Genomic DNA, 25316 nt, shown 5'->3' on the forward strand with positions numbered 1-25316 from the left:
ATCGTTTTTCGATAGATATCCATTGCTGATCGATAGGGTCGTCATGCAGCCTCACGTCACTCGCATCCTCAAGGCGTTGATCGTCCTCCTGCTCGGGCTTCTGCTCGCCAGTCAGATCCTGGTGATCCCGGAGGTTGCACGCATCACCGCGATCCGCAACCCCGACGTGGCCCAGCTGGAGGTGCCGGGCATCATCGGCGCCGTGCTGTTCCTCGGACTCGTCGAGGTGACGCTGGTGTGCATCTGGTTCCTGCTCTCCCTCGTGCAGGCCGAGCGCATCTTCCGCGTAGAGGCCTTCCGGTACGTCGACGTGATCCTCGCCGCCCTCGTCTCGGCCGGAGCCCTGATCCTCGCCTCGTTCATCGTGATCGTCGCGAGCCGCGCCGTGTCGCTCTCGCTCGTGCTCCTCGCCGTGCTCGGCATCGTGGTGAGCGCGGCGCTCGCCCTGCTCGTCGTCGTGCTGCGCGGGCTCCTCCGCAAGGCGCTGGAGCTCGAGCAGGACCTGTCCGAGGTCGTCTGATGCCCATCGTCATCGACCTCGACGTGCAGCTCGCCCGCAAGAAGATGAGCGTGCAGGAGTTCGCCGACGCGATCGGCATCACCCCCGCCAACGTCGCCGTGCTCAAGAACGGCAGGGCCAAGGCCGTGCGTTTCACCACCCTCGACGCGATCTGCCGCGTCCTCGACTGCCAGCCGGGAGAGATCCTGCGCTGGATCCCCGATGAGGAGGAGCAGCGATGACCACGACGGGCACCATGCCGCTGTCGACCTGGGGCGAGTCCGTCGCCAGACACCTGCTCGACGACTCCAGCTGTCCCATCTGCCAGTGGACGCTGTCCGGCGGAACCTGCGCGCGCTGTGGCGCCGATCTGCGCGGGCCCATCTCGGGAGACGTGTGGAAGGCGTCGCAGTCCGCGGCCGCGGCGATGCGCGCCCGAGACGAGCTCCTCCGTCAGGTCCCGGTCCTCTCGCTCGCGCCGGTCGGCGCGATGCCGCGCCCAGCGGAGGATGCTCCGACCCCGGTCGCGGCCACGGAGCCCTCCCCGGCATCCGCTCCCGATCCGCAGAGCAGCGCGACGCTGCAGTCGGTGCTGGCGACGGCGGGGGCCGGTCTGTTCGCCGTCGCGGCGATCGTCTTCACCTACTTCAACCCCGACCTCGCCGACCGTGCGCTGCGCGGGGTGATCGTCGGTCTGGTGACCCTGCTCTTCCTCGGGGGAGCGTGGATGCTCTCCCGTCGCTCGCTGCGCTTCTCGGCGGAGGCGGTCGGCGGCCTCGGCCTGGTGTTCGCGGGCCTCGACATCCACGCCTTCGCGCAGCTCGCCGCCCCCGCGGTGGATCCGTGGTTCACGGCGGCCGCCGTGACCGCCGCCGCCGGTGCGGTGATGCTCCTCGCGGGGCGTCGCCGCGGCATCCGGATCTGGGAGTGGACCGCGGTCACCGCGCTCGCGCTCACCCCGGCGATGCTGGGCGTCGCCGGGGGCACTCCGCTGTCGGCGGTGCTCGGTGCGATCGGAGTCGCCGCGGCCGGAGCAGCGCTGATCGAGTGGGTGCGGCCGCCTCTGGTCGAGCAGATCACTCTCACCGCGGTGCAGCTCATCGCCTCCCTGAGCGCCCTCGTCCTCATGTGGCGGGTGGATGCCGGGAGCGACACCGCGTTCTTCCTCACGATCAGCGGGGTGCTGCTGCTCGTAGCGGTGCACGCCGTCATCGCCGCACGGCGGATGCTCGCCGGTCTCTGGGCGTACGGCGCCGGAGGCACGGGAGCGGCGGCCGTGGTCGTCGCCGTCTTCGCGCTCACCGGGGAGGCGCTGCAGAGCACGCCGTGGCTGTTCGCGATCGTCCCCGCTGCGGCATCCGTCGCGCTCGTGCTGATCGGGGCGCTCGTCCCGCTGCCCCGTGCGGTGCCCCGTGGTCTCGTGGCGGCCGGAGCCCTCACGGTCCTCGCCGTGCCCTCCGCCGTGCTGCTCGGCTTCTCCGCCATGTCGGGTGTCGCCACGGTGGGCGAGTTCGCGCGGGGCGGCGACTCCGGCTACGCGCTGGGAGACACGGCGTCGGGGGTCGTCGTCGGACTCGCCGCGGTGTGCGCAGGGCTGGCCGTCTTCGGCGGGCTCGCACGCGACAGAGACGGGCTTCGCGGGCTCTCGGTGCCCGCCGCGCGGCTGTCGCTCGTCGCCGCTGCCGTCGCGGTGCTCGTGCTGGGCTGCGCGAAGCTGGTGCCGCTTCCGGCCTCCGTCGCGGTGCTCGCCGCGGCCGTGGTGCTCGTCGTCGCCGCGCTCCGGATGCTCCCGACCGTCGTGCCCGCTCCGGGGGCCAGGCTCATCCTGCTGGTCGCGGCCCACCTGGCGCTCGTCGCCGCGGTGATGGTCGCGTGGCGCGAGACCGCGGCGGTCCCGCTCGCAGGGGCGGGGACCCTGGTCGCCCTGGCCGCGCTCGCCTCCGCGCGTCCGCAGCGGTTCCGCTTCCTCTACGTGGGCGCCGGTTTCGCGTACGCCCTGGTCCTCGTCGCCATCGCGCTCGGGCAGGGGGGCGTCTCCGGGATCGCGCAGCTGTGCCTGACGGCATCCGCCGGCCTCGGCGCCGCGATCGTCTGCACCTACCTCCCGCGGGTCGGAGCGCGCTCCTGGCAGGCCGTGCTGGTCGTCGCGACCGTGCCCTTCGGCATCGGCATCCTGCAGGTGGTCGTCGAGCGCAGCGGGTGGACGGCGCTGTCCACCGGTCTGATGTTCGCCCTCGCGATGTCTCTGCTCCTCACACGGCGTCCAGGGCTCACCCTCGCCGTGCGCACCGCGGCCGCGGCGATGCTCGTGCCCGCGCTCGCCGTCGTCGTGGTGTGCCTCGGCGCGCAGCTGCTGACGTCGAGCGGATCCCCGGTGACGCTGCCGATCATCGCCGTACTCGTCGCCCTGGTGCTGCCGTCGACGCCGATCGTGAGAGCCGCGCTCGTGACCAGGGGACACCCGATCGGAACGGCGGATGCCGCGCGCATCGCGATCGAGGCGTCCGCCCTGCTCACCGGGGTGATCGCGGTCGGGCTCGCGCTCTGGCGCGACGCCGCGGGGCTCGGGACGACGTTCCTCGTGCTGCTGATCCTCGGTATCGGCGCGACAGCCGGAGCGATCTTCGCCGGCCGTCGCCTGCTGTGGTGGGTCGCGGCCGCGTCCTTCACCGGGGCGCTGTGGTGTGTGTGGGGGATGACCGGGGTCGACCTGCTCGAGGCGTATCTGCTGCCACCTACCCTCGGCGCCGCGGCCGTCGCGACGGTGCTGACCCTACGGGGGCGTCCGGCGACGGGTCTGTACGCCGCGGGTCTCGCGCTCGCGATCGGCCCGCTGCTCGCCATCGTCGCCGTGGTCGAGCCGGATGCCGCGGGCCAGGTCTCCCTGCCCTGGCGGGTCGGTGGTCTGCTGCTCGCCGCCTGGGCGCTGCTCGGGCTCGCGGCTCTGCTCGGCCGCGAGGGCGCCGGGGTGCGGATGCGGCGGCTGCGGAGACTGCGCATCCCGACGCTCCTCACCGCGGGCCTGGCATCCACGGTCGGCACGATCCAGGCCATCCGGATCGGGCTCGGTCAGGACGTCCCGACGCTGCACGGCGCTGCTCTCCTCCTCTCGTGCCTCGGCGTGAGCGCGCTCGGCGCCGCCGTGCTTCTGCTCGCCGCCCGCGGCATCCGACGGGCGGTCCCCGCGGAGTCCCCTGTTCGATCGAGCTGCTGGCTCGGGGCCCCGTCTGCGCTCGCGCTCGCCGCGGGGACGTGGTTCGCGATCGAGCGCGACTGGTTCTCGATCTGGGCGATGTGGTCGCTGATGCTCGTCTGGCTGCTCGCCGTGGTGGTCGCCGCATCCCGTGCACGACGCGGGGGGACGCTTCTCCCGCCGGTCTGGTTCCTCTTCGCGATCGCGTTCGTCACGGCCGTGGTCGCGTGGAGCCCGCGCGACCTGCGCGTGGAGTGGTTCTCGCTCCCGCTCGGTGCCTTCCTGCTCCTCGCCGGCGTGCTCGGCGGCTCCTCGACGCCGCCGAGCGACGGTGAGGGGGAGTCCTCCTCGAGGAGCCGCCCGACGCTGAACAGCTGGCCAGGGCGGTGGAGCGGATCCTGGGCGCTCTTCGCCCCGGGGATCGTCGTGATGATGATCGCGTCCATCGTCTCGACCTTCACCGATCCGCTCACCTGGCGGGCGATCCTGGTGATGGTGCTGGCTCTCGCCGCGATCCTCGTCGGATCCCGCGGGCGGCTCGCCGCGCCCTTCCTCATCGGACTGATCGTGCTGCCGATCGAGAACGTGTTCGTGTTCTCGGTGCAGATCGGGCGCGGCATCGAGTCCATGCCGTGGTGGATCACGCTGGCGGTCATGGGGGCGGTGCTGCTCATCATCGCGGTCACGGCCGAGCGCAGGACGGGGGAGGGCGGTTCGGTGGCCGCGCGTATCAGAGACCTGCGGTGAGCGCACCTCCCATTTGACCGCCACGTTACGCGGCATTACACTTGGTCAGGTGTGTGCACGTCTTGACGTGCGCGCTGGGCGTCGGCTCCATAGCCGGTCCGCCCCCACGGCATACCCACCACCACACAAGCACGTCGGTTCCGGCGTGTCGGTGGGTCATGATGTGAAACCCATCACGCTGTCACCGTGCAGCATTATGAGGAGAGAACGTGCCAACCATTCAGCAGTTGGTTCGCAAGGGTCGCTCGCCCAAGGTCTCGAAGACCAAGGCGCCCGCACTGAAGTCGAACCCCCAGCAGGCCGGTGTCTGCACCCGTGTGTACACCACCACCCCGAAGAAGCCGAACTCGGCGATGCGCAAGGTCGCCCGTGTGAAGCTCCGCAACGGCACCGAGGTCACCGCGTACATCCCCGGTGAGGGCCACAACCTCCAGGAGCACTCCCTGGTCCTGGTCCGCGGCGGTCGTGTCAAGGACCTCCCCGGTGTGCGTTACAAGATCGTCCGCGGCGCCCTGGACACCCAGGCTGTCAAGAACCGTAAGCAGGCTCGCAGCCGCTACGGCGCGAAGAAGGGTTGAGTTAGATGCCTCGTAAGGGTCCCGCACCTAAGCGTCCCGTCGTCAACGACCCGGTATACGGCGCTCCGATCGTCAGCCAGCTGGTCAACAAGATCCTCGTCGACGGCAAGAAGTCCCTCGCCGAGTCGATCGTCTACAACGCCCTCAAGGGCGTCGAGGCGAAGAACGGCGGCCAGGATGCCGTCGCCACGCTGAAGAAGGCGCTCGACAACGTCCGCCCCACCCTCGAGGTCAAGAGCCGCCGCGTCGGTGGCTCGACCTACCAGGTGCCGGTCGAGGTCAAGCCGCACCGCGCGAACACCCTCGCGCTGCGCTGGCTCGTCAGCTACGCCAAGGGCCGTCGTGAGAAGACGATGACCGAGCGTCTGCAGAACGAGATCCTGGACGCGTCGAACGGCCTCGGTGCCGCGGTCAAGCGCCGCGAGGACACCCACAAGATGGCCGAGTCGAACCGCGCGTTCGCTCACTACCGCTGGTAACAGCTTCGCCCGCCCCCGGCCGCCCGCCGGGGGCGGGCACCCCCCTCTTCGCAGTTCGACTGCCAAAAAGATAAGGACACTCCTGTGGCACAAGACGTGCTCACCGACCTGAGCAAGGTTCGGAACATCGGCATCATGGCTCACATCGATGCTGGCAAGACCACCACGACCGAGCGCATCCTGTTCTACACGGGCGTCAACCACAAGCTCGGCGAGACGCACGACGGTGCCTCGACCACCGACTGGATGGAGCAGGAGAAGGAGCGCGGCATCACGATCACGTCTGCCGCCGTGACCTGCTACTGGAACAAGAACCAGATCAACATCATCGACACCCCCGGTCACGTGGACTTCACGGTCGAGGTGGAGCGCTCGCTCCGCGTCCTCGACGGCGCGGTCGCCGTGTTCGACGGCAAGGAGGGCGTCGAGCCCCAGTCCGAGACCGTGTGGCGTCAGGCCGACAAGTACAACGTCCCCCGCATCTGCTTCGTCAACAAGATGGACAAGCTCGGCGCGGACTTCTACTTCACCGTCGACACCATCATCAACCGCCTCGGCGCCAAGCCGCTCGTCATCCAGCTGCCGATCGGCGCGGAGAACGACTTCATCGGCGTCATCGACCTCGTCGAGATGCGTGCGCTGGTCTGGGCCGGCGACTCCAAGGGTGACGTCACCATGGGCGCCTCCTACGAGATCCAGGAGATCCCGGCCGACCTCAAGGAGAAGGCGGACGAGTACCGTCAGCAGCTCCTCGAGACCGTCGCCGAGACCGACGACGCGCTGCTCGAGAAGTTCTTCGGTGGCGAGGAGCTCACGGTCGCCGAGATCAAGGGCGCCATCCGCAAGCTCACCGTCGCGTCCGAGATCTACCCGGTCCTCTGCGGTTCGGCGTTCAAGAACCGCGGTGTCCAGCCGATGCTGGACGCTGTCGTCGACTACCTCCCGAACCCGCTCGACGTGGGCTCGATCGAGGCGCACGACCCCAAGGACTACGACACGATCATCGAGCGTCACCCCGACGCCAACGACCCGTTCGCAGCTCTCGCGTTCAAGGTCGCCGTGCACCCGTTCTTCGGTCGCCTGACCTACGTGCGCGTGTACTCCGGCCAGCTCGACTCCGGCGCTCAGGTCATCAACTCGACCAAGGGCAAGAAGGAGCGCATCGGGAAGATCTTCCAGATGCACGCCAACAAGGAGATCCCGGTCCCCTCGGTCACCGCCGGCAACATCTACGCGGTCATCGGCCTGAAGGACACCACCACGGGTGACACCCTCACCGACCCCGCAGCCCCGGTCGTCCTCGAGTCGATGACGTTCCCGGAGCCGGTCATCGAGGTCGCCATCGAGCCGAAGACCAAGGCCGACCAGGAGAAGCTGGGTGTCGCCATCCAGAAGCTCGCTGAGGAGGACCCGACCTTCCGCACGGAGCTCAACCCCGAGACCGGTCAGACGACCATCAAGGGCATGGGCGAGCTGCACCTCGACATCCTCGTCGACCGCATGAAGCGCGAGTTCAACGTCGAGGCGAACGTCGGCAAGCCGCAGGTCGCGTACCGCGAGACGATCCGCAAGGCCGTCGAGAAGCACGACTACACGCACAAGAAGCAGACCGGTGGTTCGGGTCAGTTCGCGAAGATCCAGTTCAACATCGAGCCGCTCGAGCTCGACAACGACAAGACCTACGAGTTCGTCAACGCCGTCACCGGTGGACGCATCCCGCGTGAGTACATCGGCTCGATCGACGCCGGTTTCCAGGATGCGATGAACGTCGGCGTCCTCGCCGGCTACCCGATCGTCGGCGTCAAGGCGACGATCGTCGATGGTGCGGCTCACGATGTCGACTCCTCGGAGATGGCGTTCAAGATCGCAGGCTCGATGGGTCTCAAGGAGGCTCTCCGCCGGGCGAGCCCGGTGCTGCTCGAGCCGCTGATGGCCGTCGAGGTCCGTACTCCGGAGGAGTACATGGGCGACGTCATCGGCGACCTGAACTCGCGTCGTGGCCAGATCCAGTCGATGGAGGATGCCGCAGGCGTCAAGGTCGTCCGCGCGCACGTCCCGCTGTCCGAGATGTTCGGCTACATCGGCGACCTGCGCTCGAAGACCTCGGGTCGCGCCGTCTACTCCATGGAGTTCAACAGCTACGCTGAGGTTCCCCGTGCAGTGGCCGACGAGATCGTCCAGAAGCACCAGGGCGGCGAGTAACACTTCTGGGAGCCGGGTTCCGACCCGGCTCCCAGGTCACCTACAACTTCACATTCCCTCTCTACTAAACTGAGAAACAAAACCCGTAGAGAACCGGTCGCAAACCAGTGCCCGGTCACCTCTACAACGACGTCCTGAGGAGGACCCAGTGGCTAAGGCCAAGTTCGAGCGGACCAAGCCGCACGTCAACATCGGAACCATCGGTCACGTTGACCACGGCAAGACCACGCTCTCCGCAGCGATCTCGAAGGTGCTTGCTGACAAGTTCCCGTCTGACACCAACGTGCAGCGCGACTTCGCTTCCATCGACTCGGCGCCGGAAGAGCGCCAGCGTGGTATCACCATCAACATCTCGCACATCGAGTACGAGACCCCGAAGCGCCACTACGCGCACGTCGACGCTCCCGGCCACGCCGACTACGTCAAGAACATGATCACCGGTGCGGCTCAGATGGACGGCGCGATCCTCGTGGTCGCCGCCACCGACGGCCCGATGGCTCAGACGCGTGAGCACGTGCTGCTCGCCAAGCAGGTCGGCGTTCCCTACCTGCTCGTCGCGCTGAACAAGTCCGACGCGGTCGACGACGAGGAGATTCTGGAGCTCGTCGAGCTCGAGGTTCGCGAGCTGCTCGCCGCTCAGGGCTTCGACGAGGACGCGCCGGTCGTGCGCGTCTCCGCTCTGAAGGCCCTCGAGGGTGACGAGAAGTGGACCCAGGCCATCCTCGACCTGATGCAGGCCGTCGACGACAGCGTTCCGGAGCCGGAGCGCGACCGCGACAAGCCCTTCCTGATGCCCGTCGAGGACGTCTTCACGATCACCGGTCGTGGAACCGTCGTCACCGGCCGCGCCGAGCGTGGCACGCTGGCCATCAACTCCGAGGTCGAGATCGTCGGACTCCGTCCGACCGTCAAGACCACGGTCACGGGTATCGAGATGTTCCACAAGCAGCTTGACGAGGCATGGGCCGGCGAGAACTGCGGTCTCCTGCTCCGTGGCACCAAGCGTGAGGACGTCGAGCGCGGACAGGTCATCGTGAAGCCGGGTTCGGTCACGCCGCACACCAACTTCGAGGGCACCGCCTACATCCTCTCGAAGGAAGAGGGCGGCCGTCACAACCCGTTCTACACGAACTACCGCCCGCAGTTCTACTTCCGCACCACCGACGTCACCGGCGTCATCTCGCTGCCCGAGGGCACCGAGATGGTCATGCCCGGCGACACCACCGACATGACGGTCGAGCTGATCCAGCCGATCGCCATGGAGGACGGCCTCGGCTTCGCCATCCGTGAGGGTGGACGCACCGTCGGCGCCGGTACGGTCACGAAGATCATCAAGTAAGCATCCGCTTCCTTCGCACAGGGGTCGAGCCTTCGGGCTCGGCCCCTTTGTGTTTCCCGATTCGATGACACTCGGTGTCTCAATCGATGCACGGGGTTCCGTATACCGGCGTCGACATGCAGAATGAGTGGGTCGGCCTGATCGGTCGGCGCAGAGCACACCTCAGAAGGGGATTCACCATGGGTATCGAGGACGCCGTCAACAAGGGCAAGGAACTCTTCGAGCAGAACAAGGACAAGATCGAAGAGGCGGTCAAGAGCGAGCAGGCCGAGGACATCAGCGACAAGGTCCTCGACGGTGTCGCCGACTTCGCCAAGAAGATCGCCCCCGGCGCGGCCGACAAGATCGACGAGATCCGCGACGGCGCCGACAAGGCCGTCGGCAACGAGTAACCCTCGCGCAGACTCGGAGCGGCGGTCCTTCCTGAGGGGAGGGCCGCCGCTTCTCCGTGTCCGGACGAGATCGGGGAGGAACCCAGTATTCCGGTCTCCGGTATCGCGTTCCTGCGGAGTCATCCCGTACAATGACATCTGACCGTCTGGGGAACTTGCGGTCTGGGACGTCGAAGGGGTTCGACCTCCCGCATCCACGCGGCTCGCCGCGTTCGAACTGGGGAACGATCTTGGGGATCATCGTGCGACGCGCGCACTCTGTGCGCCACAGCGTCTCCCTGCCTGCGCGGCAGGTCATCTGCCGCGCCCTCGGTCGGGGAGCACGGCGTCCCTTCACGCCGGGCTCCTCGCGTTCGGTGTGCCCCCTCGCACTGGACGCCCTCCCCAAGCGGGGCGAGGCATGGGGATGCCTCGCCCCGCTCTCCTGATCCGCCCGCGTCGCGGGCTGCAGAGGTCTGGAGTACGCCGCTGCGGCGGCTGCGACGGAAGCGCGACACGCCCGGGTTTGCAGAAGTGAAATCCGGCATGGCAGAATAGTCAGGTTCGACATTTCGGCGTGCTTCGCGTGCGCTGGATCACCATCACGAGTGTGCATAGGCGGCGTCGTCCCGAATGGGATGGGGCGCAGGGACCTAGGCCGCGTATGGCAGAACACCCCCGACACTCCTCATCGAGGCTTCATCATGCGTGGTGGAGGTCGGCATCCGCACGTCGCGAGGCGTGCGGGATGACAGCAGAACAGTGGTGCAGCAGATCGACTCGCAAGAGCCGTTCTCGTGCCGAGGCGCAACCAGCGCCATCGTGCGTCCAATGCCCCAGGATCATCCGGTCCCGGACGGTACGACGCCTAAAGAGAGAGAGCAGACAATGGCGGGACAGAAGATCCGCATTCGCCTGAAGTCGTATGACCACGAGGTCATCGACACGTCCGCACGCAAGATCGTCGACACCGTGACCCGTGCGGGCGCGACCGTCGTCGGACCCGTGCCCCTTCCGACCGAGAAGAACGTCGTGTGCGTCATCCGGTCGCCCCACAAGTACAAGGACAGCCGCGAGCACTTCGAGATGCGCACCCACAAGCGTCTGATCGACATCGTCGACCCGACGCCCAAGGCCGTCGACTCGCTGATGCGCCTTGACCTGCCGGCCGATGTCAACATCGAGATCAAGCTCTGAGGTTCGACATGGCTGACATCAACGCAAAGATTTCCAAGGGCATGCTGGGCACGAAGCTCGGCATGACCCAGGTGTGGAACGAGAATGGCAAGCTCATTCCCGTCACCGTCATCGAGCTCGCGCCGAACGTGGTCACCCAGATCCGTACCCCCGAGAAGGACGGCTACAACGCCGTGCAGATCGCGTACGGTCAGATCGACCCGCGCAAGGTGAACAAGCCGCTCTCCGCCCACTTCGAGGCTGCAGGCGTCACGCCGCGTCGTCACGTCACCGAGATCCGCACCGCGGATGCCGGCGACTACACCCTGGGCCAGGAGCTCACGGTCGACGCCACCTTCGAGGCCGGCCAGCTCGTCGACGTCGTCGGCACGAGCAAGGGCAAGGGCTTCGCCGGTGTCATGAAGCGTCACAACTTCAAGGGCGTCTCGGCATCGCACGGTTCGCACCGCAACCACCGCAAGCCCGGCTCCATCGGCGCATCGTCGACCCCGAGCCGCGTCTTCAAGGGCATGCGCATGGCCGGCCGTATGGGTGGCGAGCGCGTGACCGTCCTCAACCTCACGGTGCACGCCGTCGACATCGAGAAGGGTCTGCTGCTCGTCAAGGGCGCCGTCCCCGGTGCTCGCGGTCGCATCGTCTACGTCCGCAACGCAGTGAAGGGTGCCTGATCATGGCTGACTCGACTCTCGCGCTCGACGTCCTCAAGGCAGACGGCAAGAAGGCAGGCTCGATCGAGCTTCCCGCCGCGCTGTTCGACGTCAAGACGAACATCCCGCTGATCCACCAGGTCGTCGTCGCGCAGCTCGCTGCCGCACGTCAGGGCACCCACTCGACCAAGCGTCGCGGTGAGGTCTCCGGTGCAGGCCGCAAGCCCTTCAAGCAGAAGGGCACGGGTAACGCCCGTCAGGGCTCGATCCGCGCGCCGCACATGACCGGCGGTGGCATCGTGCACGGCCCGAAGCCGCGCGACTACTCGCAGCGCACGCCCAAGAAGATGATCGCCGCCGCCCTCCTGGGCGCGCTGAGCGACCGCTTCCGCGGCGACCGCATCCACGCCATCGAGTCCTTCGGTATCGACGGCACGCCTTCGACCAAGACCGCGGTGAGCTTCCTCACCAACGTCGTCTCGTCGAAGAACGTGCTCGTGGTGATCGAGCGCAACGACGACGTGACGCTGAAGAGCATTCGCAACCTGTCGAACCTGCACGTGCTGACGTTCGACCAGCTCAACGCCTACGACGTGCTCGTCTCCGACGACATCGTCTTCACCCAGGCCGCTCTCGAGGGCTTCATCGCCTCGAAGACCGGCGCCAACCAGGAGGTCTCCGCATGAGCGAGCAGGCATCTGTTCTCCAGACGGCCCTGAACAAGGACCCGCGCGACATCATCCTGAAGCCGGTCGTGTCCGAGAAGAGCTACGGGCTCATCGATGAGGGCAAGTACACCTTCCTCGTCGACCCCCGTGCCTCGAAGACCGAGATCAAGCTCGCCATCGAGAAGATCTTCGGCGTCAAGGTCGCGAGCGTCAACACTCTCAACCGCGTCGGCAAGGCTCGCCGCACCCGCTTCGGCACCGGCAAGCGCAAGGACACCAAGCGCGCCATCGTGACCCTGAAGTCGGGCACCATCGACATCTTCACGGCAATCGGCTGATCCGGGGGATAAGGACAATCATGGCTATTCGCAAGTACAAGCCCACGACCCCGGGCCGCCGCGGCTCGTCGGTGGCTGACTTCGCCGAGATCACTCGATCGACGCCGGAGAAGTCGCTGCTGCGCCCGCTCTCGAAGACCGGTGGTCGCAACAACCAGGGCCGCATCACGACCCGTCACATCGGTGGTGGCCACAAGCGCCAGTACCGTGTCATCGACTTCCGTCGCAATGACAAGGACGGCGTGAACGCCAAGGTCGCTCACATCGAGTACGACCCCAACCGCACCGCACGCATCGCGCTGCTGCACTACTTCGACGGCGAGAAGCGCTACATCATCGCGCCGAACAAGCTGAAGCAGGGCGACATCGTCGAGTCGGGTGCATCGGCCGACATCAAGCCGGGCAACAACCTCCCGCTGAAGAACATCCCCACGGGTACGGTCATCCACGCCATCGAGCTCCGCCCCGGCGGCGGCGCGAAGCTGGCACGTTCGGCCGGCGTGTCCGTCCGTCTCGTCGCCAAGGACGGCCCCTACGCCCAGCTGCGTCTGCCCTCGGGCGAGATCCGCAACGTCGATGCGCGCTGCCGCGCGACCATCGGCGAGGTGGGCAACGCCGAGCAGTCGAACATCAACTGGGGCAAGGCCGGTCGCATGCGCTGGAAGGGCGTCCGCCCGACCGTGCGTGGTGTCGCGATGAACCCGGTCGACCACCCCCACGGTGGTGGTGAGGGCAAGACCTCCGGTGGTCGTCACCCGGTCTCCCCCTGGGGTCAGGCTGAGGGTCGCACCCGTCACGCCAACAAGGAAAGCGACAAGTACATCGTGCGCCGTCGCAACGCCGGCAAGAAGCGCAAGTAGGAGTAAGAGAAGATGCCTCGCAGTCTTAAGAAGGGCCCCTTCGTCGACGAGCACCTGCTTCGCAAGGTGGTCGTGCAGAACGAAGCCGGCACGAAGAACGTCATCAAGACCTGGTCTCGCCGGTCCATGATCATCCCGGCCATGCTGGGTCACACGATCGCGGTCCACGACGGTCGCAAGCACATCCCTGTGTTCGTGTCCGAGACCATGGTCGGTCACAAGCTGGGCGAGTTCGCGCCCACCCGCACCTTCCGCGGCCACGAGAAGGACGACAAGAAGGGGCGGCGCCGCTAATGGTCGAATCCATCGCACGCGTGCGACACATCCGCGTGACCCCGCAGAAGGCTCGTCGTGTCGTTGCGCTCATCAAGGGCAAGCAGGCCCAGGAGGCTCTCGCGATCCTGAAGTTCGCGCAGCAGAGCGCCAGCGAGCCGATCTACAAGCTTGTCGCGTCGGCCATGGCCAACGCGCAGGTGAAGGCGGATCGCGACGGGGAGTTCCTCGACGAGCAGGACCTGTACGTGGCTAACGCCTACGTCGACGAGGGCACGACGCTCAAGCGTTTCCAGCCCCGTGCACAGGGTCGCGCTTTCCAGATCAAGAAGCGCACGAGCCACATCACGGTCGTGCTCTCGACGCCCCAGACGGCTCCGGCCGCCTCGAGCGACAGCAACAAGAAGGCGAGCAAGTAATGGGACAGAAGGTAAACCCGTACGGCTTCCGTCTCGGCATCACCACGGACCACGTGTCGCGCTGGTTCTCCGACTCGACGAAGCCGGGTCAGCGCTACGCCGACTACGTCGCCGAGGACATCAAGATCCGCAACCTGCTCAAGACGCAGCTCGACCGCGCCGGTGTCTCGAACATCGAGATCGAGCGCACCCGTGACCGCGTCCGCGTCGACATCCACACCGCCCGTCCGGGCATCGTGATCGGTCGTCGTGGAGCCGAGGCAGAGCGCATCCGCGGCGACCTCGAGAAGCTCTCGGGCAAGCAGATCCAGCTGAACATCCTCGAGGTCAAGAACCCCGAGGCCGACGCTCAGCTCGTCGCACAGGGCATCGCCGAGCAGCTCTCTGCTCGCGTGGCGTTCCGTCGTGCGATGCGCAAGGGTCTCCAGGGCGCGCAGCGCGCTGGTGCCAAGGGCATCCGCATCCAGGTCTCCGGCCGTCTCGGCGGCGCCGAGATGAGCCGGTCGGAGTTCTACCGCGAGGGTCGTGTGCCGCTGCACACGCTTCGTGCGAACATCGACTACGGCTTCTACGAGGCCAAGACCACCTTCGGCCGCATCGGCGTGAAGGTCTGGATCTACAAGGGCGACCTCACCGCCAAGGAGCTTGCCCGCGAGCAGGCCAACGCACCGAAGTCCCGTCGTGACGACCGTGGTGGCGACCGCCGCCGCGCGCCGCGCAACGAGGCACCCGTCGCAGAAGGAGCGTCTGCCTGATGCTTATCCCTCGTAAGGTCAAGTACCGCAAGCAGCACCACCCGGGCCGCTCGGGCCAGGCCACCGGTGGCACCAAGGTGTCGTTCGGTGAGTTCGGCATCCAGGCGCTCACCCCGGCGTATGTGACCAACCGTCAGATCGAGTCCGCTCGTATCGCGATGACGCGTCACATCAAGCGTGGCGGAAAGGTGTGGATCAACATCTACCCCGACCGTCCGCTCACGAAGAAGCCGGCCGAAACCCGCATGGGTTCCGGTAAGGGTTCCCCCGAGTGGTGGGTTGCCAACGTCAAGCCGGGTCGCGTCCTCTTCGAGGTCGCCGGCGTGAGCGAGGAACTCGCTCGCGAGGCACTGACCCGTGCCATTCACAAGCTGCCGCTCAAGGCACGCATCATCAAGCGCGAGGAGGGCGACGCGTAATGGCGATCGGCACCAAGGAGCTCGCTCCGGCAGAGCTCGACACGTTCGAAGACCAGCGCCTCGTTGAGGAGCTGCGCAAGGCCAAGGAGGAGCTGTTCAACCTCCGTTTCCAGTCGGCCACCGGCCAGCTGGAGAGCCACGGCCGCATCCGCGCCGTCAAGCGCGACATCGCGCGTCTCTACACCGTGATCCGCGAGCGTGAGCTGGGCATCCGTGCGACGCCCGCTCCCGTCGAGGCTCCGGCCAAGAAGGCGACCAAGTCGAAGGCGAAGAAGGCGGACTCCGCTGACGACGCCGTGAAGGAAGAGGCTGAGTGATGGCCACCAAGAAGGAAGCCGCCGTCGAGGCTGAGCACGCCGCTCACGACGTCCGCGACGAGGATGCCCGCGGGTATCGCAAGTCGCGTCGTGGCTACGTCGTCAGCGACAAGATGGACAAGACCATCGTGGTCGAGGTCGAGGACCGCGTGAAGCACCCGCTTTACGGCAAGGTCATCCGCCGCACCTCGAAGGTCAAGGCGCACGATGAGACCAACTCCGCCGGCATCGGCGACCTGGTCCTCATCAACGAGACCCGCCCGCTGAGCGCCACGAAGCGCTGGCGTCTGGTGGAGATTCTGGAGAAGGCCAAGTGATTCAGCAGGAATCCCGACTCAAGGTCGCCGACAACACCGGCGCCAAGGAGCTGCTCACCATCCGCGTGCTCGGTGGCTCCAAGCGTCGTTACGCCGGCCTGGGCGACACCATCGTCGCGACCGTCAAGGACGCGATCCCCGGTGGGAACGTCAAGAAGGGCGACGTCGTCAAGGCGGTCATCGTCCGCACCAAGAAGGAGGTCCGTCGTCCGGACGGCTCCTACATCAAGTTCGACGAGAACGCCGCCGTCATCCTGAAGAACGACGGGGAGCCCCGCGGCACCCGCATCTTCGGTCCGGTCGGTCGTGAGCTTCGTGACAAGAAGTTCATGAAGATCGTGTCGCTGGCGCCGGAGGTCATCTAATCATGGCGAAGATCAAGAAGGGCGACCTGGTTCAGGTCATCAGCGGTCGCAAGCAGGAGAAGGGCGGCGACCGCGGCAAGCAGGGCAAGGTCCTCGAGATCCTGTCCGGCCAGAACCGCGTCATCGTCGAAGGCGTGAACTACGTCACCAAGCACACCCGCGTCGGCCAGACGCAGCGTGGCACCAAGACGGGCGGCCTCGAGACTGTCGAGTCCCCCATCCACATCTCGAACGTCGCAGTCGTCGACCCCTCGACCAAGAAGCCGACCAAGGTCGGCCACCGGGTCGAGGAGCAGACCAAGGACGGCGTCAAGCGCACCGTCCGCGTGCGTTACGCGAAGAAGAGCGGTAAGGACCTCTGATGAGCAACGCCACTGCCGCGCCGGCTGGCAAGATCCAGCCGCGCCTGAAGCAGAAGTACAACGCCGAGATCAAGAAGGCTCTGCAGGACGAGTTCGGCTACTCGAACGTCATGCAGATCCCCGGTCTGGTCAAGGTCGTCGTGAACACCGGTGTCGGTGAGGCTGCTCGCGACAGCAAGGTGATCGATGGTGCGGTCGACGACCTCACCAAGATCACCGGCCAGAAGCCGATCGTCACGAAGGCCCGCAAGTCCATCGCGCAGTTCAAGCTGCGCGAGGGTCAGGCCATCGGCGCGCACGTCACCCTCCGTGGTGACCGCGCGTGGGAGTTCGTGGACCGCCTGGTCTCGCTCGCACTGCCCCGCATCCGCGACTTCCGCGGTCTGTCGGCCAAGCAGTTCGACGGCAACGGCAACTACACCTTCGGTCTCCAGGAGCAGAGCGTGTTCCACGAGATCGACCAGGACAAGATCGACCGGGTTCGCGGTTTCGACATCACCGTCGTCACCACCGCGAAGACGGATGACGAGGGCCGGGCACTGCTCCGTCACCTCGGCTTCCCGTTCCGGTCGGACGACGCCCAGGCGTAAGCCCGGCATGTGAGAGCCGGATGCTGCGTTCACCCGCAGCATCCGGCTCCCGCCATGCCGTATAATTGAAGATTGCGTGCTCATCGCAGGCCGTCTGTCGTGTAACGGCAGCCGGAACCTCATGACCAAAGGAAAACAACAATGACAATGACAGACCCGGTCGCAGATCTGCTGACCCGTCTGCGCAACGCGAACTCGGCGCATCACGACTCCGTGACCCTGCCGTCGAGCAAGCTCAAGACGCACATCGCCGAGATCCTCCAGCAGGAGGGCTACATCGCCGGCTGGGAGACCTCTGACGCTCGCGTCGGCAAGAACCTCACCCTCCAGCTGAAGTACGGCCCCAACCGTGAGCGTTCGATCGCGGGCATCAAGCGCGTGTCGAAGCCCGGCCTCCGCGTGTACGCGAAGTCCACCGAGCTTCCCAAGGTCCTCGGCGGCCTCGGCGTGGCCATCCTGTCCACCTCCTCCGGTCTTCTCACCGACCGTCAGGCTGAGCAGAAGGGCGTGGGCGGAGAAGTTCTCGCCTACGTGTGGTAATCCGAAATGTCGCGTATTGGACGACTTCCCATCGACGTTCCCGCGGGCGTGACCGTTTCGGTCGACGGCCGTGAGGTCGCGGTGAAGGGCCCCAAGGGTGAGCTCACCCTGACGGTGGCCAGCCCCATCGAGGTCGCGGTCGAGGAGAACCAGGTTCTCGTCTCTCGTCCCGACGACGAGCGCGCGTCGCGGTCGCTTCACGGCCTGACCCGCACGCTCATCAACAACAACATCATCGGCGTGACCCAGGGCTACACCAAGGGTCTCGAGGTCGTCGGAACCGGCTACCGCGTGGCTCAGAAGGGCAGCTCGGTCGAGTTCGCCCTCGGCTTCTCGCACCCGGTCCTCATCGACCCGCCCGCCGGCATCACCCTGACGGTCGAGGGCACCAACAAGCTCACCGTCAGCGGCATCGACAAGCAGGCTGTCGGCGAGGCAGCTGCGAACATCCGCAAGATCCGCAAGCCTGAGCCGTACAAGGGCAAGGGTGTCCGCTACGCGGGCGAGGTCGTGCGTCGCAAGGCCGGAAAGAGTGGTAAGTAACCATGGCTCTCAAGTCAAAGTCTGACGCCCGCGCGCGTCGTCACGCCCGCCTTCGCAAGAAGGTCGTCGGCACCGAGGCGCGTCCGCGTCTCGTCGTCAACCGTTCGGCTCGCCACGTCTTCGTGCAGCTCGTCGACGACAGCAAGGGTCACACCGTGGCGTCGGCTTCGACGCTCGAGACCGACCTGCGCACGCTCGAGGGTGACAAGACCGCCAAGGCCCGCAAGGTCGGCGAGCTCCTCGCCGAGCGCGCGAAGGCCGCAGGCGTTTCCGAGGCAGTGTTCGACCGTGGCGGCAACCGCTACGCCGGTCGTGTCGCCGCCATCGCCGATGGCGCTCGCGAAGGGGGCCTGGCACTGTGAGTGACAACAAGGAGAACGAAGTGACCGAAGCGGCTGCTGCCACTTCCGAGACGGCGGCCGGCACCACGCAGGCCGAGCCGTCTCAGCGCGACAACCGCCGCGGCGGTGGCCGTGGTGACCGCAACCAGGGTGGCCGCGACCGCAACTCGCGCGACCGTGGTGACAACCAGTTCCTCGAGCGCGTCGTCACGATCAACCGCGTGTCGAAGGTCGTGAAGGGTGGTCGTCGCTTCAGCTTCACCGCTCTCGTGGTCGTCGGCGACGGCAACGGTCTGGTCGGCGTCGGTTACGGCAAGGCCCGCGAGGTGCCCCTGGCCATCTCGAAGGGTGTCGAAGAGGCCAAGCGCAACTTCTTCCGCGTTCCGCGCGTCGGCAGCACCATCCCGCACCCGGTGCAGGGTGAGGCGGCCGCCGGTGTGGTCCTGCTTCGTCCGGCCGCTGCCGGTACCGGTGTCATCGCCGGTGGTCCGGTCCGCGCCGTGCTCGAGTGCGCCGGCATCCACGACGTGCTGTCGAAGTCGCTCGGCTCGTCGAACACGATCAACATCGTGCACGCGACGGTCGCGGCCCTGAAGCAGCTCGAGGAGCCCCGTGCGGTCGCCGCGCGTCGTGGCCTCGAGTTCGACCAGGTCGCACCTGCGCGTCTCGTCCGCGCCGAGGCTGAGGCCATCGCCGCACAGAAGGTAGGTGCCTGATGGCCGCCCGGCTCAAGGTCACGCAGATCAAGTCCAAGGTGAGCGAGAAGCAGAACCAGCGTGACACGCTGCGCAGCCTCGGTCTGAAGCGCATCGGTGACAGCACCGTTCGCCCCGACGACGCGCAGACGCGCGGCTACGTCAAGACCGTCGCCCACCTCGTGAAGGTTGAGGAGATCGACTAATGGCTGAGAAGAACGAAGCCGTCGAGGCTGAGAAGGCCCCGAAGAAGGCAGCGGCCCCCAAGGCTGCCGCCGCGAAGAAGCCCACTGCGGCCAAGGCTCCGGCGAAGGCCGCGGCCGACGCCAAGGCCGAGGCTCCTGCGAAGAAGCCCGCCGCCAAGAAGGCTGCGCCGAAGAAGGATGCTCCGGCATCCCGCCCCGGCGTCCTGAAGGTGCACCACCTGCGTCCGGTCCCCGGATCCAACACCGCGAAGACCCGTGTCGGTCGCGGTGAGGGCTCCAAGGGCAAGACGGCCGGTCGCGGCACCAAGGGCACCAAGGCCCGCAACACCGTTCGCGTCGGCTTCGAGGGTGGGCAGATGCCTCTGCACATGCGCACCCCGAAGCTGCGCGGGTTCAAGAACCCGTTCCGCGTGGAGTACCAGGTCGTGAACCTGGAGAGGCTCGCGGAGCTGTACCCGGCCGGTGGCGACGTCACCGTCAGCGACCTGGTCGCCAAGGGTGCCGTTCGCAAGAACGAGAAGGTCAAGGTTCTGGGCAACGGCGACATCGCCGTGAAGCTCACCGTCGCGGTCGACAAGGTCTCGGGTTCTGCCGAGCAGAAGATCGTGGCTGCGGGCGGATCCGTCAAGTAACCACTGCAAGAGAGGGGTCGGAGAAATCTCCGGCCCCTCTTTTGAGTTACCCTGGTCTTTCAGCCATCCCTCAGGGATAGGCAACCTTTTCAGGAGGACGTCCTTGTTTAGCGCCATCGCGCGGATCTTCCGCACGCCCGACCTGCGTCGGAAGATCGGTTTCACTCTGGCGATCGTCGCCATCTACCGGCTCGGGTCCAACATCCCCGCTCCGTTCGTGCACTTCCCGAACGTCGAGGCGTGTCTCGCGCAGAACTCCGGTACGGAAGGCCTTCTGGGTCTCGTCAATCTCTTCTCCGGCGGTGCGCTGCTGCAGCTGTCGATCTTCGCCCTCGGCGTCATGCCGTACATCACCGCGACGATCATCACGCAGCTGCTCCGTGTGGTGATCCCGCACTTCGAGGCGCTGCACAAGGAAGGTCAGGCAGGGCAGTCCAAGCTGACCCAGTACACGCGCTACCTCACCATCGCTCTCGCGCTGCTGCAGTCGACCACGCTGGTCACCGTCGCGCGCAGCGGGCAGCTCTTCGGCAACACCGACGTCGCCGCTTGCCAGAACCTGCTGACGAACGACGTGTGGTGGGCGCAGCTGCTCATCATCGTCGCGATGACCGCAGGCACCGGACTCATCATGTGGTTCGCCGAGCTCGTCACCGAGCGCGGCATCGGCAATGGCATGTCGCTGCTCATCTTCACCTCGATCGCCGCGACCTTCCCCGGCGCCATGTGGCTCATCTGGCAGACCAAGGGCTTCGAGATCTTCCTGATGGTGCTCGTCGTCGGTGTGATCGTGATGGGGCTCGTCGTCTTCGTCGAGCAGTCCCAGCGACGCATCCCGGTCCAGTACGCCAAGCGCATGGTCGGGCGCCGCACCTACGGCGGTACGAACACGTACATCCCGATCAAGGTGAACATGGCCGGCGTGATCCCCGTGATCTTCGCCTCGTCGCTGCTGTACATCCCGGCGCTGATCGCGCAGTTCAACACTCCGCAGGACGGTTCGACGCCCGCAGCCTGGGTGACCTGGATCACGGCGAACTTCACCAAGGGCGACCACCCGATCTACATGCTGGTGTACTTCCTGCTGATCATCGGCTTCACGTACTTCTACGTCGCGATCACGTTCAACCCGGTCGAGGTCGCCGACAACATGAAGAAGTACGGCGGCTTCATCCCCGGCATCCGCGCGGGGCGCCCGACCGCCGAGTACCTCGACTACGTGCTCACGCGCATCACGCTGCCCGGCTCGATCTACCTCGGTCTGATCGCGCTCATCCCGCTCATCGCCCTGGCCGTCGTCAACGCCAACCAGAACTTCCCGTTCGGCGGCGCCTCGATCCTCATCATCGTCGGTGTGGGTCTCGAGACGGTCAAGCAGATCGACGCGCAGCTGCAGCAGCGACACTACGAAGGGCTCCTCCGATGACCGCATCCGCTCGTCTCCTGATCGTCGGCCCCCAGGGCTCCGGCAAGGGCACGCAGGGTGTGCGCATCGCCGAGTCGTTCGGCATCCCCGTGGTGTCGACGGGAGACATCTTCCGCGCGAACATCAAGGCCGGCACCGAGCTGGGCCGGCAGGTGACCGCGATCCTCGACGCCGGCGACCTCGTGCCCGACGAGCTGACCAGCGAGATCGTCCGCGATCGACTCGCGCAGGACGACGCCGCCGCAGGCTTCCTGCTCGACGGCTACCCGCGCAACACGCATCAGGTCGAGCACCTCGACGAGTTCCTCGCTGGCCGTGGCGAGAGCCTCGACGCGGTGATCCTGCTCGACGTGCCGCGCGACGAGAGCATCTCGCGTCTGGCGCTGCGTGCGACCGAGCAGGGTCGCACCGACGACACCCCCGAGGCCATCGCGCACCGGCTGGACATCTACGAGCACGAGACCGCTCCGATCCTGTCCGTGTACGGTCCTCGCGGCATCGTGGACACGATCGACGGCGTGGGCTCGCTCGACGAGATCACCGAGCGCATCTTCGCGTCGCTCGACGCCCGCGGCCTCCGCGTCGCGGTCTGAGATGTTCCGTCGCTCGATCTACAAGACCCCCGCGCAGCTGCGGTCGATGGTCGAGCCGGGGCTCATCACGGCCGCGGCGCTCGACGCCGTCGCTCCGCTGATCCGTCCGGGCGTCACGACTCTCGAGCTCGACACCGCCGCGAACAGGACGATCCTGGACTGCGGTGCGGAGTCGAACTTCCAGCTCGTCCGCGGCTACCGCCACACGCTGTGCGTGTCGGTCAACGAGGAGGTCGTGCACGGCATCCCCGGTGATCGCGTGCTGGAGGCGGGAGACATCGTCTCGGTCGACGGCGGCGCGCAGTACCAGGGGTGGAACGGCGACAGCGCGCGCACGTTCATCGTGCCCGGCGACGCGGATGCCGAGCTCGTCGCCCGCCGCACCGAGCTGTCCCGGGTGACCGAGGGCTCGATGTGGGCGGGCATCGCCGCCATGGCGTCGGTCTCGCACATCGGCGACATCGGTGCGGCCATCCAGGGGTACATCGAGGACCAGGGACCTTCGGCCGTCTCCGGCGAGACCTACGGCATCCTTCGCGAGTACGTGGGCCACGGTATCGGCCGGAAGATGCACGAGGCGCCCAGCGTCTTCAACTACCGGACGCCCGACCCCGGAGCCGAGATCAAGCCCGGCCTGGTGCTCGCGATCGAGCCGATGGTGACCGCGGGTGGAGAGGCGACCTTCGTCGAGGACGACGACTGGACCGTCTCGACGCTCGACGGCTCGGATGGCTCGCACTGGGAGCACAGCGTCGCCGTGCACGACGGCGGTATCTGGGTTCTCACCGCAGCCGACGGGGGAGCGGCGGGTCTCGCTGCCTTCGGCGTGACGCCGACGCCGATCGCCTAGGCGCCCCGGATGCGGTCACAACAGCCGCATAGGTTTCTCCAGGCAGAATAGAGTCGTGTGGCGCATCTGCGCCCGAGGACTTCAAGGCGGACTCACGACAGTGGGCCTCGACAGATCGGAAAGCAATGGCAGTCGCGAAGAAGAACACCAACTGGTTCGCGGTCGGCGTGTCCGCGGCCGTGGTCGTCGTGCTGATCGCGCTCGGTGGCGTCGTGTGGTTCATGAACAACCAGGCGACCAGCCCGGGCGCGACTCCCACCAGCAACCAGACGTTCGACGCCAAGACCGGCGCGATCTCATTCGGTGAGGGCAAGGATGAGATCGCGGTCTTCGCGGACTTCCAGTGCCCGATCTGCAAGAGCTTCGAGGACCAGTTCGGTGCCGACCTCGAGGCGGCAGCCGCCGACGGGCGCATCACGCTCTCGTACCACCCCATCGCGATCCTCGACCGCTACTCACAGGGCACCGAGTACTCGTCGCGCTCGGCGGGCGCCGCGGTCTGCGTCGCGGAGTCGAACCCCGACAAGTACCTCGACTTCGCCAAGGCGCTGTTCGAGAACCAGCCCGCGGAGAACAGCACCGGTCTGACGAACGCTCAGCTCGTCGAGTTCGCGAAGCAGGTCGGCGCGGATGACGCCGCCTCGTGCATCACCGACGACACCTACCGCAAGTTCGGTGCCGCCCAGGCGAAGGCGCACGACATCAAGGGGACTCCGACCGTCGAGGTCAACGGCAAGCGCCTCAACCTCCAGGATGCCGCAGACATGAAGACGTTCACCGACCTGATCAGCTGACCGTCGTCCGGGCGCTCCGACGCCTGAACGCACACATCCCGAAGCGGGTCCGCGAGTTATCGCGGGCCCGCTTCGTCGTGTGCAGGAGCGGCTCCGCCCAGGCGCCGCTCAGATTAGTTAGCTAAGGTAACAAAAGTCCATCATGAACCGGGGAGGGAGACATGATGAAGAGCAATTTCGCGCGCCCGAAGCGCGCTGGAGGAGCGGCCGCCGTTGCCGCCGTGGGAATCGCGATGATCGCCGGAGGCGCCGCCCCCGCGGCGTTCGCCGCTCCGTTGCCTGGAGGCATCGGAGCACCGCTGGGGATGTGCACGCCGGACGGCGGGTTCCCGTGGATCGACGGGAGCGGTCCGTGGCAGCCGCAGGTGCACGACACGGGCATCAACACCTACGTCGGCGGCGATTTCACGGTGACCGGATCGGCCGAGGCCGAAGGGCTGGTCGTGGTCGGCGGTGACATGCACATCGACCGCAGCTTCATCGTCGGCATCGCGATCGGATCCGACATCCGCCCCGCGCCCGGAGAGACCCAGCTCCAGGTCGGCGGAGACGTGACGACGGCCGACGCCGCCGTCCTGCACGTCGGCGACACGTCGAACCCCGGTGGAGCCGTCAGGATCGGCGGCTCTGCGGCTCCTGGCAGCATCCAGAACAGCGGAGCGTCCCTGGAGACGGGACTGACCGCCCCGGTGGCGCTGGACCCCCACGGCTCCTTCCAGAGCCGTGTCGAGGGGTGGTCCTCCGCGCTGAGCGACGAGACCGCCAACGGCGTCGTCACCGTGCAGGGGGCCGGCTGGGTCGACATGGAGCTCAGGGGCACCGGCGCCGACGAGCTGCAGGTGTTCGACGTCACCGCGGAGCAGCTCGGATCCGCGAACGCGATCTACTTCCGCAACATCCGTCCGCACGCGCCGATCGTGGTGAACGTGAGCGGCGACGCCGTCAGCCTGAAGGCCAACGCGTACGACTACAACGACCTGCGGGCGCCGTTCGGCATCGCGATGACGTCGCCGGGAGACGGCGACATCGCCGCATCCATCCTCTGGAACCTCGAGGACGCGACGACGGCGACGATCGGAGGATCCACGCAGATCCCCGGGTCGTTCCTGGCTCCCCACGCCGACGCCGAGGTGATCGCCAACACCAATGGGCGCATGTACGTCGGCGGCGACCTCCTCGCCAGCGGCGGCGGCAACGAGATGCACGCCTACCCCTGGTCGGGGACATGCGGTGATGACCCCGATCCCGGTGTGGACGCGGACGCCGACGCCGATGCGAACGGTGCGGATGCCGGTGCGGATGCGAATGGTGCGGATGCCGGTGCGGATGCGGGCGCTGATGCGAATGGTGCGGATGCGGGCGCGGATGCGAATGGTGCGGATGCCGGTGCGGATGCCGGTGCGGATGCGAATGGTGCGGATGCGGGCGCGGATGCGAATGGTGCGGATGCGGGCGCGGATGCGAACGGCGTGCACGCCGACGCGGGGGCGGACGGGGCGTCTGCGGGCGTTAGCACCGCTGCCGACGCGAACGCGGCTGCCAGCGCCGCGGCCTCGGCCACGGCTGCGGCGACCGGCGATGCGAGCGGCGCCCACGACGGAGCGCTCGCGACCACCGGCGGCCAGGCGTCGACCTGGCTGATCGGGGGAGGCGCGGTGGTGCTCCTCGGCGGTGTCGTCCTCTTCCTCGCCGCGCGCGCTCGGCGCGTCGCGGAGTGACGCATCGACGGCGGGGGCGCCAGCTTGCCGGAACCCCCGCCGT

The 25316-nt window shown here is 67.0% G+C and carries 33 protein-coding genes; all 33 read left to right on the forward strand.

Annotated elements, in window-relative coordinates; genetic code table 11:
* Positions 1-43: 43 nt before the first annotated feature.
* The 33 genes from ACFVRO_RS08095 to ACFVRO_RS08255 all read left to right on the forward strand — a co-directional run bounded on the left by ACFVRO_RS08095 (position 44) and on the right by ACFVRO_RS08255 (position 25273).
* A complete protein-coding gene (locus ACFVRO_RS08095) occupies positions 44-520 on the forward strand; it encodes a DUF2975 domain-containing protein (protein WP_105673716.1) in 477 nt (158 codons plus the stop codon).
* The gene (locus ACFVRO_RS08100) at positions 520-741 is read left to right on the forward strand and encodes a helix-turn-helix transcriptional regulator (protein WP_105673714.1); all 222 of its coding nucleotides are present in this window, start codon (positions 520-522) and stop codon (positions 739-741) included. The genes ACFVRO_RS08095 and ACFVRO_RS08100 overlap by 1 nt, the downstream gene beginning before the upstream one ends.
* The gene (locus ACFVRO_RS08105; protein WP_386951188.1) at positions 738-4439 is read left to right on the forward strand and encodes an SCO7613 C-terminal domain-containing membrane protein; all 3702 of its coding nucleotides are present in this window, start codon (positions 738-740) and stop codon (positions 4437-4439) included. The genes ACFVRO_RS08100 and ACFVRO_RS08105 overlap by 4 nt, the downstream gene beginning before the upstream one ends.
* A 209-nt stretch (positions 4440-4648) precedes the next feature.
* A complete protein-coding gene (rpsL, locus tag ACFVRO_RS08110) occupies positions 4649-5017 on the forward strand; it encodes a 30S ribosomal protein S12 (protein ID WP_013584051.1) in 369 nt (122 codons plus the stop codon).
* Between the two features lie 5 nt (positions 5018-5022).
* Positions 5023-5496 carry a 30S ribosomal protein S7 gene (rpsG, locus tag ACFVRO_RS08115; protein ID WP_045256225.1) on the forward strand — a complete coding sequence of 158 codons (474 nt, stop codon included), beginning with the start codon at positions 5023-5025 and terminating at the stop codon, positions 5494-5496.
* Positions 5497-5580: 84 nt separating this feature from the next.
* Entirely contained in the window at positions 5581-7698 is a 2118-nt protein-coding gene (gene fusA, locus ACFVRO_RS08120) for an elongation factor G (RefSeq protein WP_105673711.1), read from the forward strand.
* A 148-nt stretch (positions 7699-7846) separates the two neighbouring features.
* Positions 7847-9037, forward strand: coding sequence for an elongation factor Tu (tuf, locus tag ACFVRO_RS08125; RefSeq protein ID WP_105673709.1), 1191 nt, complete (start codon positions 7847-7849; stop codon positions 9035-9037).
* Positions 9038-9216: 179 nt separating this feature from the next.
* Positions 9217-9429 carry a hypothetical protein gene (locus ACFVRO_RS08130; RefSeq protein ID WP_105673707.1) on the forward strand — a complete coding sequence of 71 codons (213 nt, stop codon included), beginning with the start codon at positions 9217-9219 and terminating at the stop codon, positions 9427-9429.
* Between the two features lie 867 nt (positions 9430-10296).
* Positions 10297-10605 (forward strand): 30S ribosomal protein S10, encoded by a 309-nt coding sequence (rpsJ, locus tag ACFVRO_RS08135; RefSeq protein WP_017201594.1) that lies wholly within the window; start codon positions 10297-10299, stop codon positions 10603-10605.
* Between the two features lie 8 nt (positions 10606-10613).
* Positions 10614-11273, forward strand: a complete 660-nt coding sequence (gene rplC / locus ACFVRO_RS08140; RefSeq protein ID WP_341941419.1) for a 50S ribosomal protein L3 — start codon at positions 10614-10616, stop codon at positions 11271-11273.
* A gap of 2 nt (positions 11274-11275) precedes the next feature.
* Positions 11276-11938: a 50S ribosomal protein L4 gene (gene rplD / locus ACFVRO_RS08145; RefSeq protein WP_105673703.1), complete on the forward strand. Its 663-nt coding sequence runs from the start codon at positions 11276-11278 to the stop codon at positions 11936-11938.
* Complete coding sequence (gene rplW / locus ACFVRO_RS08150; protein ID WP_017201591.1) at positions 11935-12258, forward strand: 50S ribosomal protein L23; 324 nt, start codon at positions 11935-11937, stop codon at positions 12256-12258. The genes rplD and rplW overlap by 4 nt, the downstream gene beginning before the upstream one ends.
* A gap of 20 nt (positions 12259-12278) precedes the next feature.
* Positions 12279-13118: a 50S ribosomal protein L2 gene (gene rplB / locus ACFVRO_RS08155; RefSeq protein ID WP_105673701.1), complete on the forward strand. Its 840-nt coding sequence runs from the start codon at positions 12279-12281 to the stop codon at positions 13116-13118.
* A gap of 12 nt (positions 13119-13130) precedes the next feature.
* Complete coding sequence (gene rpsS, locus ACFVRO_RS08160; RefSeq protein WP_017201589.1) at positions 13131-13412, forward strand: 30S ribosomal protein S19; 282 nt, start codon at positions 13131-13133, stop codon at positions 13410-13412.
* Complete coding sequence (rplV, locus tag ACFVRO_RS08165) at positions 13412-13810, forward strand: 50S ribosomal protein L22 (protein ID WP_386951191.1); 399 nt, start codon at positions 13412-13414, stop codon at positions 13808-13810. The genes rpsS and rplV overlap by 1 nt, the downstream gene beginning before the upstream one ends.
* Positions 13810-14565: a 30S ribosomal protein S3 gene (gene rpsC / locus ACFVRO_RS08170; RefSeq protein ID WP_105673696.1), complete on the forward strand. Its 756-nt coding sequence runs from the start codon at positions 13810-13812 to the stop codon at positions 14563-14565. Before rplV ends, rpsC begins: the two co-directional genes overlap by 1 nt.
* Positions 14565-14984 (forward strand): 50S ribosomal protein L16, encoded by a 420-nt coding sequence (rplP, locus tag ACFVRO_RS08175; protein ID WP_105673694.1) that lies wholly within the window; start codon positions 14565-14567, stop codon positions 14982-14984. Before rpsC ends, rplP begins: the two co-directional genes overlap by 1 nt.
* The gene (gene rpmC / locus ACFVRO_RS08180; RefSeq protein WP_017829202.1) at positions 14984-15301 is read left to right on the forward strand and encodes a 50S ribosomal protein L29; all 318 of its coding nucleotides are present in this window, start codon (positions 14984-14986) and stop codon (positions 15299-15301) included. The genes rplP and rpmC overlap by 1 nt, the downstream gene beginning before the upstream one ends.
* Positions 15301-15618: a 30S ribosomal protein S17 gene (gene rpsQ / locus ACFVRO_RS08185; RefSeq protein WP_105673692.1), complete on the forward strand. Its 318-nt coding sequence runs from the start codon at positions 15301-15303 to the stop codon at positions 15616-15618. The genes rpmC and rpsQ overlap by 1 nt, the downstream gene beginning before the upstream one ends.
* Entirely contained in the window at positions 15615-15983 is a 369-nt protein-coding gene (gene rplN / locus ACFVRO_RS08190) for a 50S ribosomal protein L14 (RefSeq protein WP_017201583.1), read from the forward strand. The genes rpsQ and rplN overlap by 4 nt, the downstream gene beginning before the upstream one ends.
* Positions 15984-15985: 2 nt before the next feature.
* Positions 15986-16345 carry a 50S ribosomal protein L24 gene (rplX, locus tag ACFVRO_RS08195; RefSeq protein WP_386951195.1) on the forward strand — a complete coding sequence of 120 codons (360 nt, stop codon included), beginning with the start codon at positions 15986-15988 and terminating at the stop codon, positions 16343-16345.
* Positions 16345-16935 carry a 50S ribosomal protein L5 gene (rplE, locus tag ACFVRO_RS08200; protein ID WP_105673689.1) on the forward strand — a complete coding sequence of 197 codons (591 nt, stop codon included), beginning with the start codon at positions 16345-16347 and terminating at the stop codon, positions 16933-16935. The genes rplX and rplE overlap by 1 nt, the downstream gene beginning before the upstream one ends.
* Before the next feature lie 141 nt (positions 16936-17076).
* Positions 17077-17475: a 30S ribosomal protein S8 gene (gene rpsH, locus ACFVRO_RS08205; protein WP_105673687.1), complete on the forward strand. Its 399-nt coding sequence runs from the start codon at positions 17077-17079 to the stop codon at positions 17473-17475.
* Between the two features lie 6 nt (positions 17476-17481).
* Positions 17482-18018: a 50S ribosomal protein L6 gene (gene rplF, locus ACFVRO_RS08210; RefSeq protein ID WP_386951198.1), complete on the forward strand. Its 537-nt coding sequence runs from the start codon at positions 17482-17484 to the stop codon at positions 18016-18018.
* Between the two features lie 2 nt (positions 18019-18020).
* A complete protein-coding gene (gene rplR, locus ACFVRO_RS08215) occupies positions 18021-18380 on the forward strand; it encodes a 50S ribosomal protein L18 (protein ID WP_105673683.1) in 360 nt (119 codons plus the stop codon).
* A complete protein-coding gene (gene rpsE / locus ACFVRO_RS08220; protein WP_386951200.1) occupies positions 18377-19075 on the forward strand; it encodes a 30S ribosomal protein S5 in 699 nt (232 codons plus the stop codon). The genes rplR and rpsE overlap by 4 nt, the downstream gene beginning before the upstream one ends.
* On the forward strand, positions 19075-19260 hold the full coding sequence (gene rpmD, locus ACFVRO_RS08225) for a 50S ribosomal protein L30 (RefSeq protein ID WP_067121122.1): 186 nt from the start codon (positions 19075-19077) through the stop codon (positions 19258-19260). Before rpsE ends, rpmD begins: the two co-directional genes overlap by 1 nt.
* A complete protein-coding gene (rplO, locus tag ACFVRO_RS08230; protein ID WP_386951202.1) occupies positions 19260-19892 on the forward strand; it encodes a 50S ribosomal protein L15 in 633 nt (210 codons plus the stop codon). The genes rpmD and rplO overlap by 1 nt, the downstream gene beginning before the upstream one ends.
* A gap of 103 nt (positions 19893-19995) precedes the next feature.
* Positions 19996-21318 carry a preprotein translocase subunit SecY gene (gene secY / locus ACFVRO_RS08235; RefSeq protein WP_386951205.1) on the forward strand — a complete coding sequence of 441 codons (1323 nt, stop codon included), beginning with the start codon at positions 19996-19998 and terminating at the stop codon, positions 21316-21318.
* Entirely contained in the window at positions 21315-21911 is a 597-nt protein-coding gene (locus ACFVRO_RS08240; RefSeq protein WP_386951208.1) for an adenylate kinase, read from the forward strand. Before secY ends, ACFVRO_RS08240 begins: the two co-directional genes overlap by 4 nt.
* Position 21912: 1 nt before the next feature.
* Entirely contained in the window at positions 21913-22761 is an 849-nt protein-coding gene (gene map, locus ACFVRO_RS08245) for a type I methionyl aminopeptidase (protein WP_386951210.1), read from the forward strand.
* A 125-nt stretch (positions 22762-22886) separates the two neighbouring features.
* A complete protein-coding gene (locus ACFVRO_RS08250) occupies positions 22887-23555 on the forward strand; it encodes a DsbA family protein (protein WP_386951213.1) in 669 nt (222 codons plus the stop codon).
* Positions 23556-23716: 161 nt separating this feature from the next.
* Positions 23717-25273, forward strand: a complete 1557-nt coding sequence (locus tag ACFVRO_RS08255; RefSeq protein ID WP_386951216.1) for a choice-of-anchor A family protein — start codon at positions 23717-23719, stop codon at positions 25271-25273.
* The last annotated feature ends 43 nt before the right edge of the window (positions 25274-25316 follow it).

Origin of the sequence: Microbacterium sp. NPDC057944, from assembly GCF_042887445.1 — a bacterium.
GTDB classification, from domain to species: Bacteria; Actinomycetota; Actinomycetes; order Actinomycetales; family Microbacteriaceae; genus Microbacterium; species Microbacterium natoriense.

Excerpts from the sequence above, each read along its gene's own strand:
- ACFVRO_RS08095 (WP_105673716.1), top strand. The coding sequence starts at position 44 with ATGCAGCCTCACGTCACTCGCATCCTCAAGGCGTTGATCGTCCTCCTG.
- ACFVRO_RS08100 (WP_105673714.1), top strand. The coding sequence starts at position 520 with ATGCCCATCGTCATCGACCTCGACGTGCAGCTCGCCCGCAAGAAGATG.
- ACFVRO_RS08105 (WP_386951188.1), top strand. The coding sequence starts at position 738 with ATGACCACGACGGGCACCATGCCGCTGTCGACCTGGGGCGAGTCCGTC.
- rpsG (WP_045256225.1), top strand. The coding sequence starts at position 5,023 with ATGCCTCGTAAGGGTCCCGCACCTAAGCGTCCCGTCGTCAACGACCCG.
- ACFVRO_RS08130 (WP_105673707.1), top strand. The coding sequence starts at position 9,217 with ATGGGTATCGAGGACGCCGTCAACAAGGGCAAGGAACTCTTCGAGCAG.
- rpsJ (WP_017201594.1), top strand. The coding sequence starts at position 10,297 with ATGGCGGGACAGAAGATCCGCATTCGCCTGAAGTCGTATGACCACGAG.
- rplC (WP_341941419.1), top strand. The coding sequence starts at position 10,614 with ATGGCTGACATCAACGCAAAGATTTCCAAGGGCATGCTGGGCACGAAG.
- rplD (WP_105673703.1), top strand. The coding sequence starts at position 11,276 with ATGGCTGACTCGACTCTCGCGCTCGACGTCCTCAAGGCAGACGGCAAG.
- rplW (WP_017201591.1), top strand. The coding sequence starts at position 11,935 with ATGAGCGAGCAGGCATCTGTTCTCCAGACGGCCCTGAACAAGGACCCG.
- rplB (WP_105673701.1), top strand. The coding sequence starts at position 12,279 with ATGGCTATTCGCAAGTACAAGCCCACGACCCCGGGCCGCCGCGGCTCG.
- rpsS (WP_017201589.1), top strand. The coding sequence starts at position 13,131 with ATGCCTCGCAGTCTTAAGAAGGGCCCCTTCGTCGACGAGCACCTGCTT.
- rplV (WP_386951191.1), top strand. The coding sequence starts at position 13,412 with ATGGTCGAATCCATCGCACGCGTGCGACACATCCGCGTGACCCCGCAG.
- rpsC (WP_105673696.1), top strand. The coding sequence starts at position 13,810 with ATGGGACAGAAGGTAAACCCGTACGGCTTCCGTCTCGGCATCACCACG.
- rplP (WP_105673694.1), top strand. The coding sequence starts at position 14,565 with ATGCTTATCCCTCGTAAGGTCAAGTACCGCAAGCAGCACCACCCGGGC.
- rpmC (WP_017829202.1), top strand. The coding sequence starts at position 14,984 with ATGGCGATCGGCACCAAGGAGCTCGCTCCGGCAGAGCTCGACACGTTC.
- rpsQ (WP_105673692.1), top strand. The coding sequence starts at position 15,301 with ATGGCCACCAAGAAGGAAGCCGCCGTCGAGGCTGAGCACGCCGCTCAC.
- rplX (WP_386951195.1), top strand. The coding sequence starts at position 15,986 with ATGGCGAAGATCAAGAAGGGCGACCTGGTTCAGGTCATCAGCGGTCGC.
- rplE (WP_105673689.1), top strand. The coding sequence starts at position 16,345 with ATGAGCAACGCCACTGCCGCGCCGGCTGGCAAGATCCAGCCGCGCCTG.
- rpsH (WP_105673687.1), top strand. The coding sequence starts at position 17,077 with ATGACAATGACAGACCCGGTCGCAGATCTGCTGACCCGTCTGCGCAAC.
- rplF (WP_386951198.1), top strand. The coding sequence starts at position 17,482 with ATGTCGCGTATTGGACGACTTCCCATCGACGTTCCCGCGGGCGTGACC.
- rplR (WP_105673683.1), top strand. The coding sequence starts at position 18,021 with ATGGCTCTCAAGTCAAAGTCTGACGCCCGCGCGCGTCGTCACGCCCGC.
- rpmD (WP_067121122.1), top strand. The coding sequence starts at position 19,075 with ATGGCCGCCCGGCTCAAGGTCACGCAGATCAAGTCCAAGGTGAGCGAG.
- rplO (WP_386951202.1), top strand. The coding sequence starts at position 19,260 with ATGGCTGAGAAGAACGAAGCCGTCGAGGCTGAGAAGGCCCCGAAGAAG.
- ACFVRO_RS08240 (WP_386951208.1), top strand. The coding sequence starts at position 21,315 with ATGACCGCATCCGCTCGTCTCCTGATCGTCGGCCCCCAGGGCTCCGGC.
- map (WP_386951210.1), top strand. The coding sequence starts at position 21,913 with ATGTTCCGTCGCTCGATCTACAAGACCCCCGCGCAGCTGCGGTCGATG.
- ACFVRO_RS08250 (WP_386951213.1), top strand. The coding sequence starts at position 22,887 with ATGGCAGTCGCGAAGAAGAACACCAACTGGTTCGCGGTCGGCGTGTCC.
- ACFVRO_RS08255 (WP_386951216.1), top strand. The coding sequence starts at position 23,717 with ATGATGAAGAGCAATTTCGCGCGCCCGAAGCGCGCTGGAGGAGCGGCC.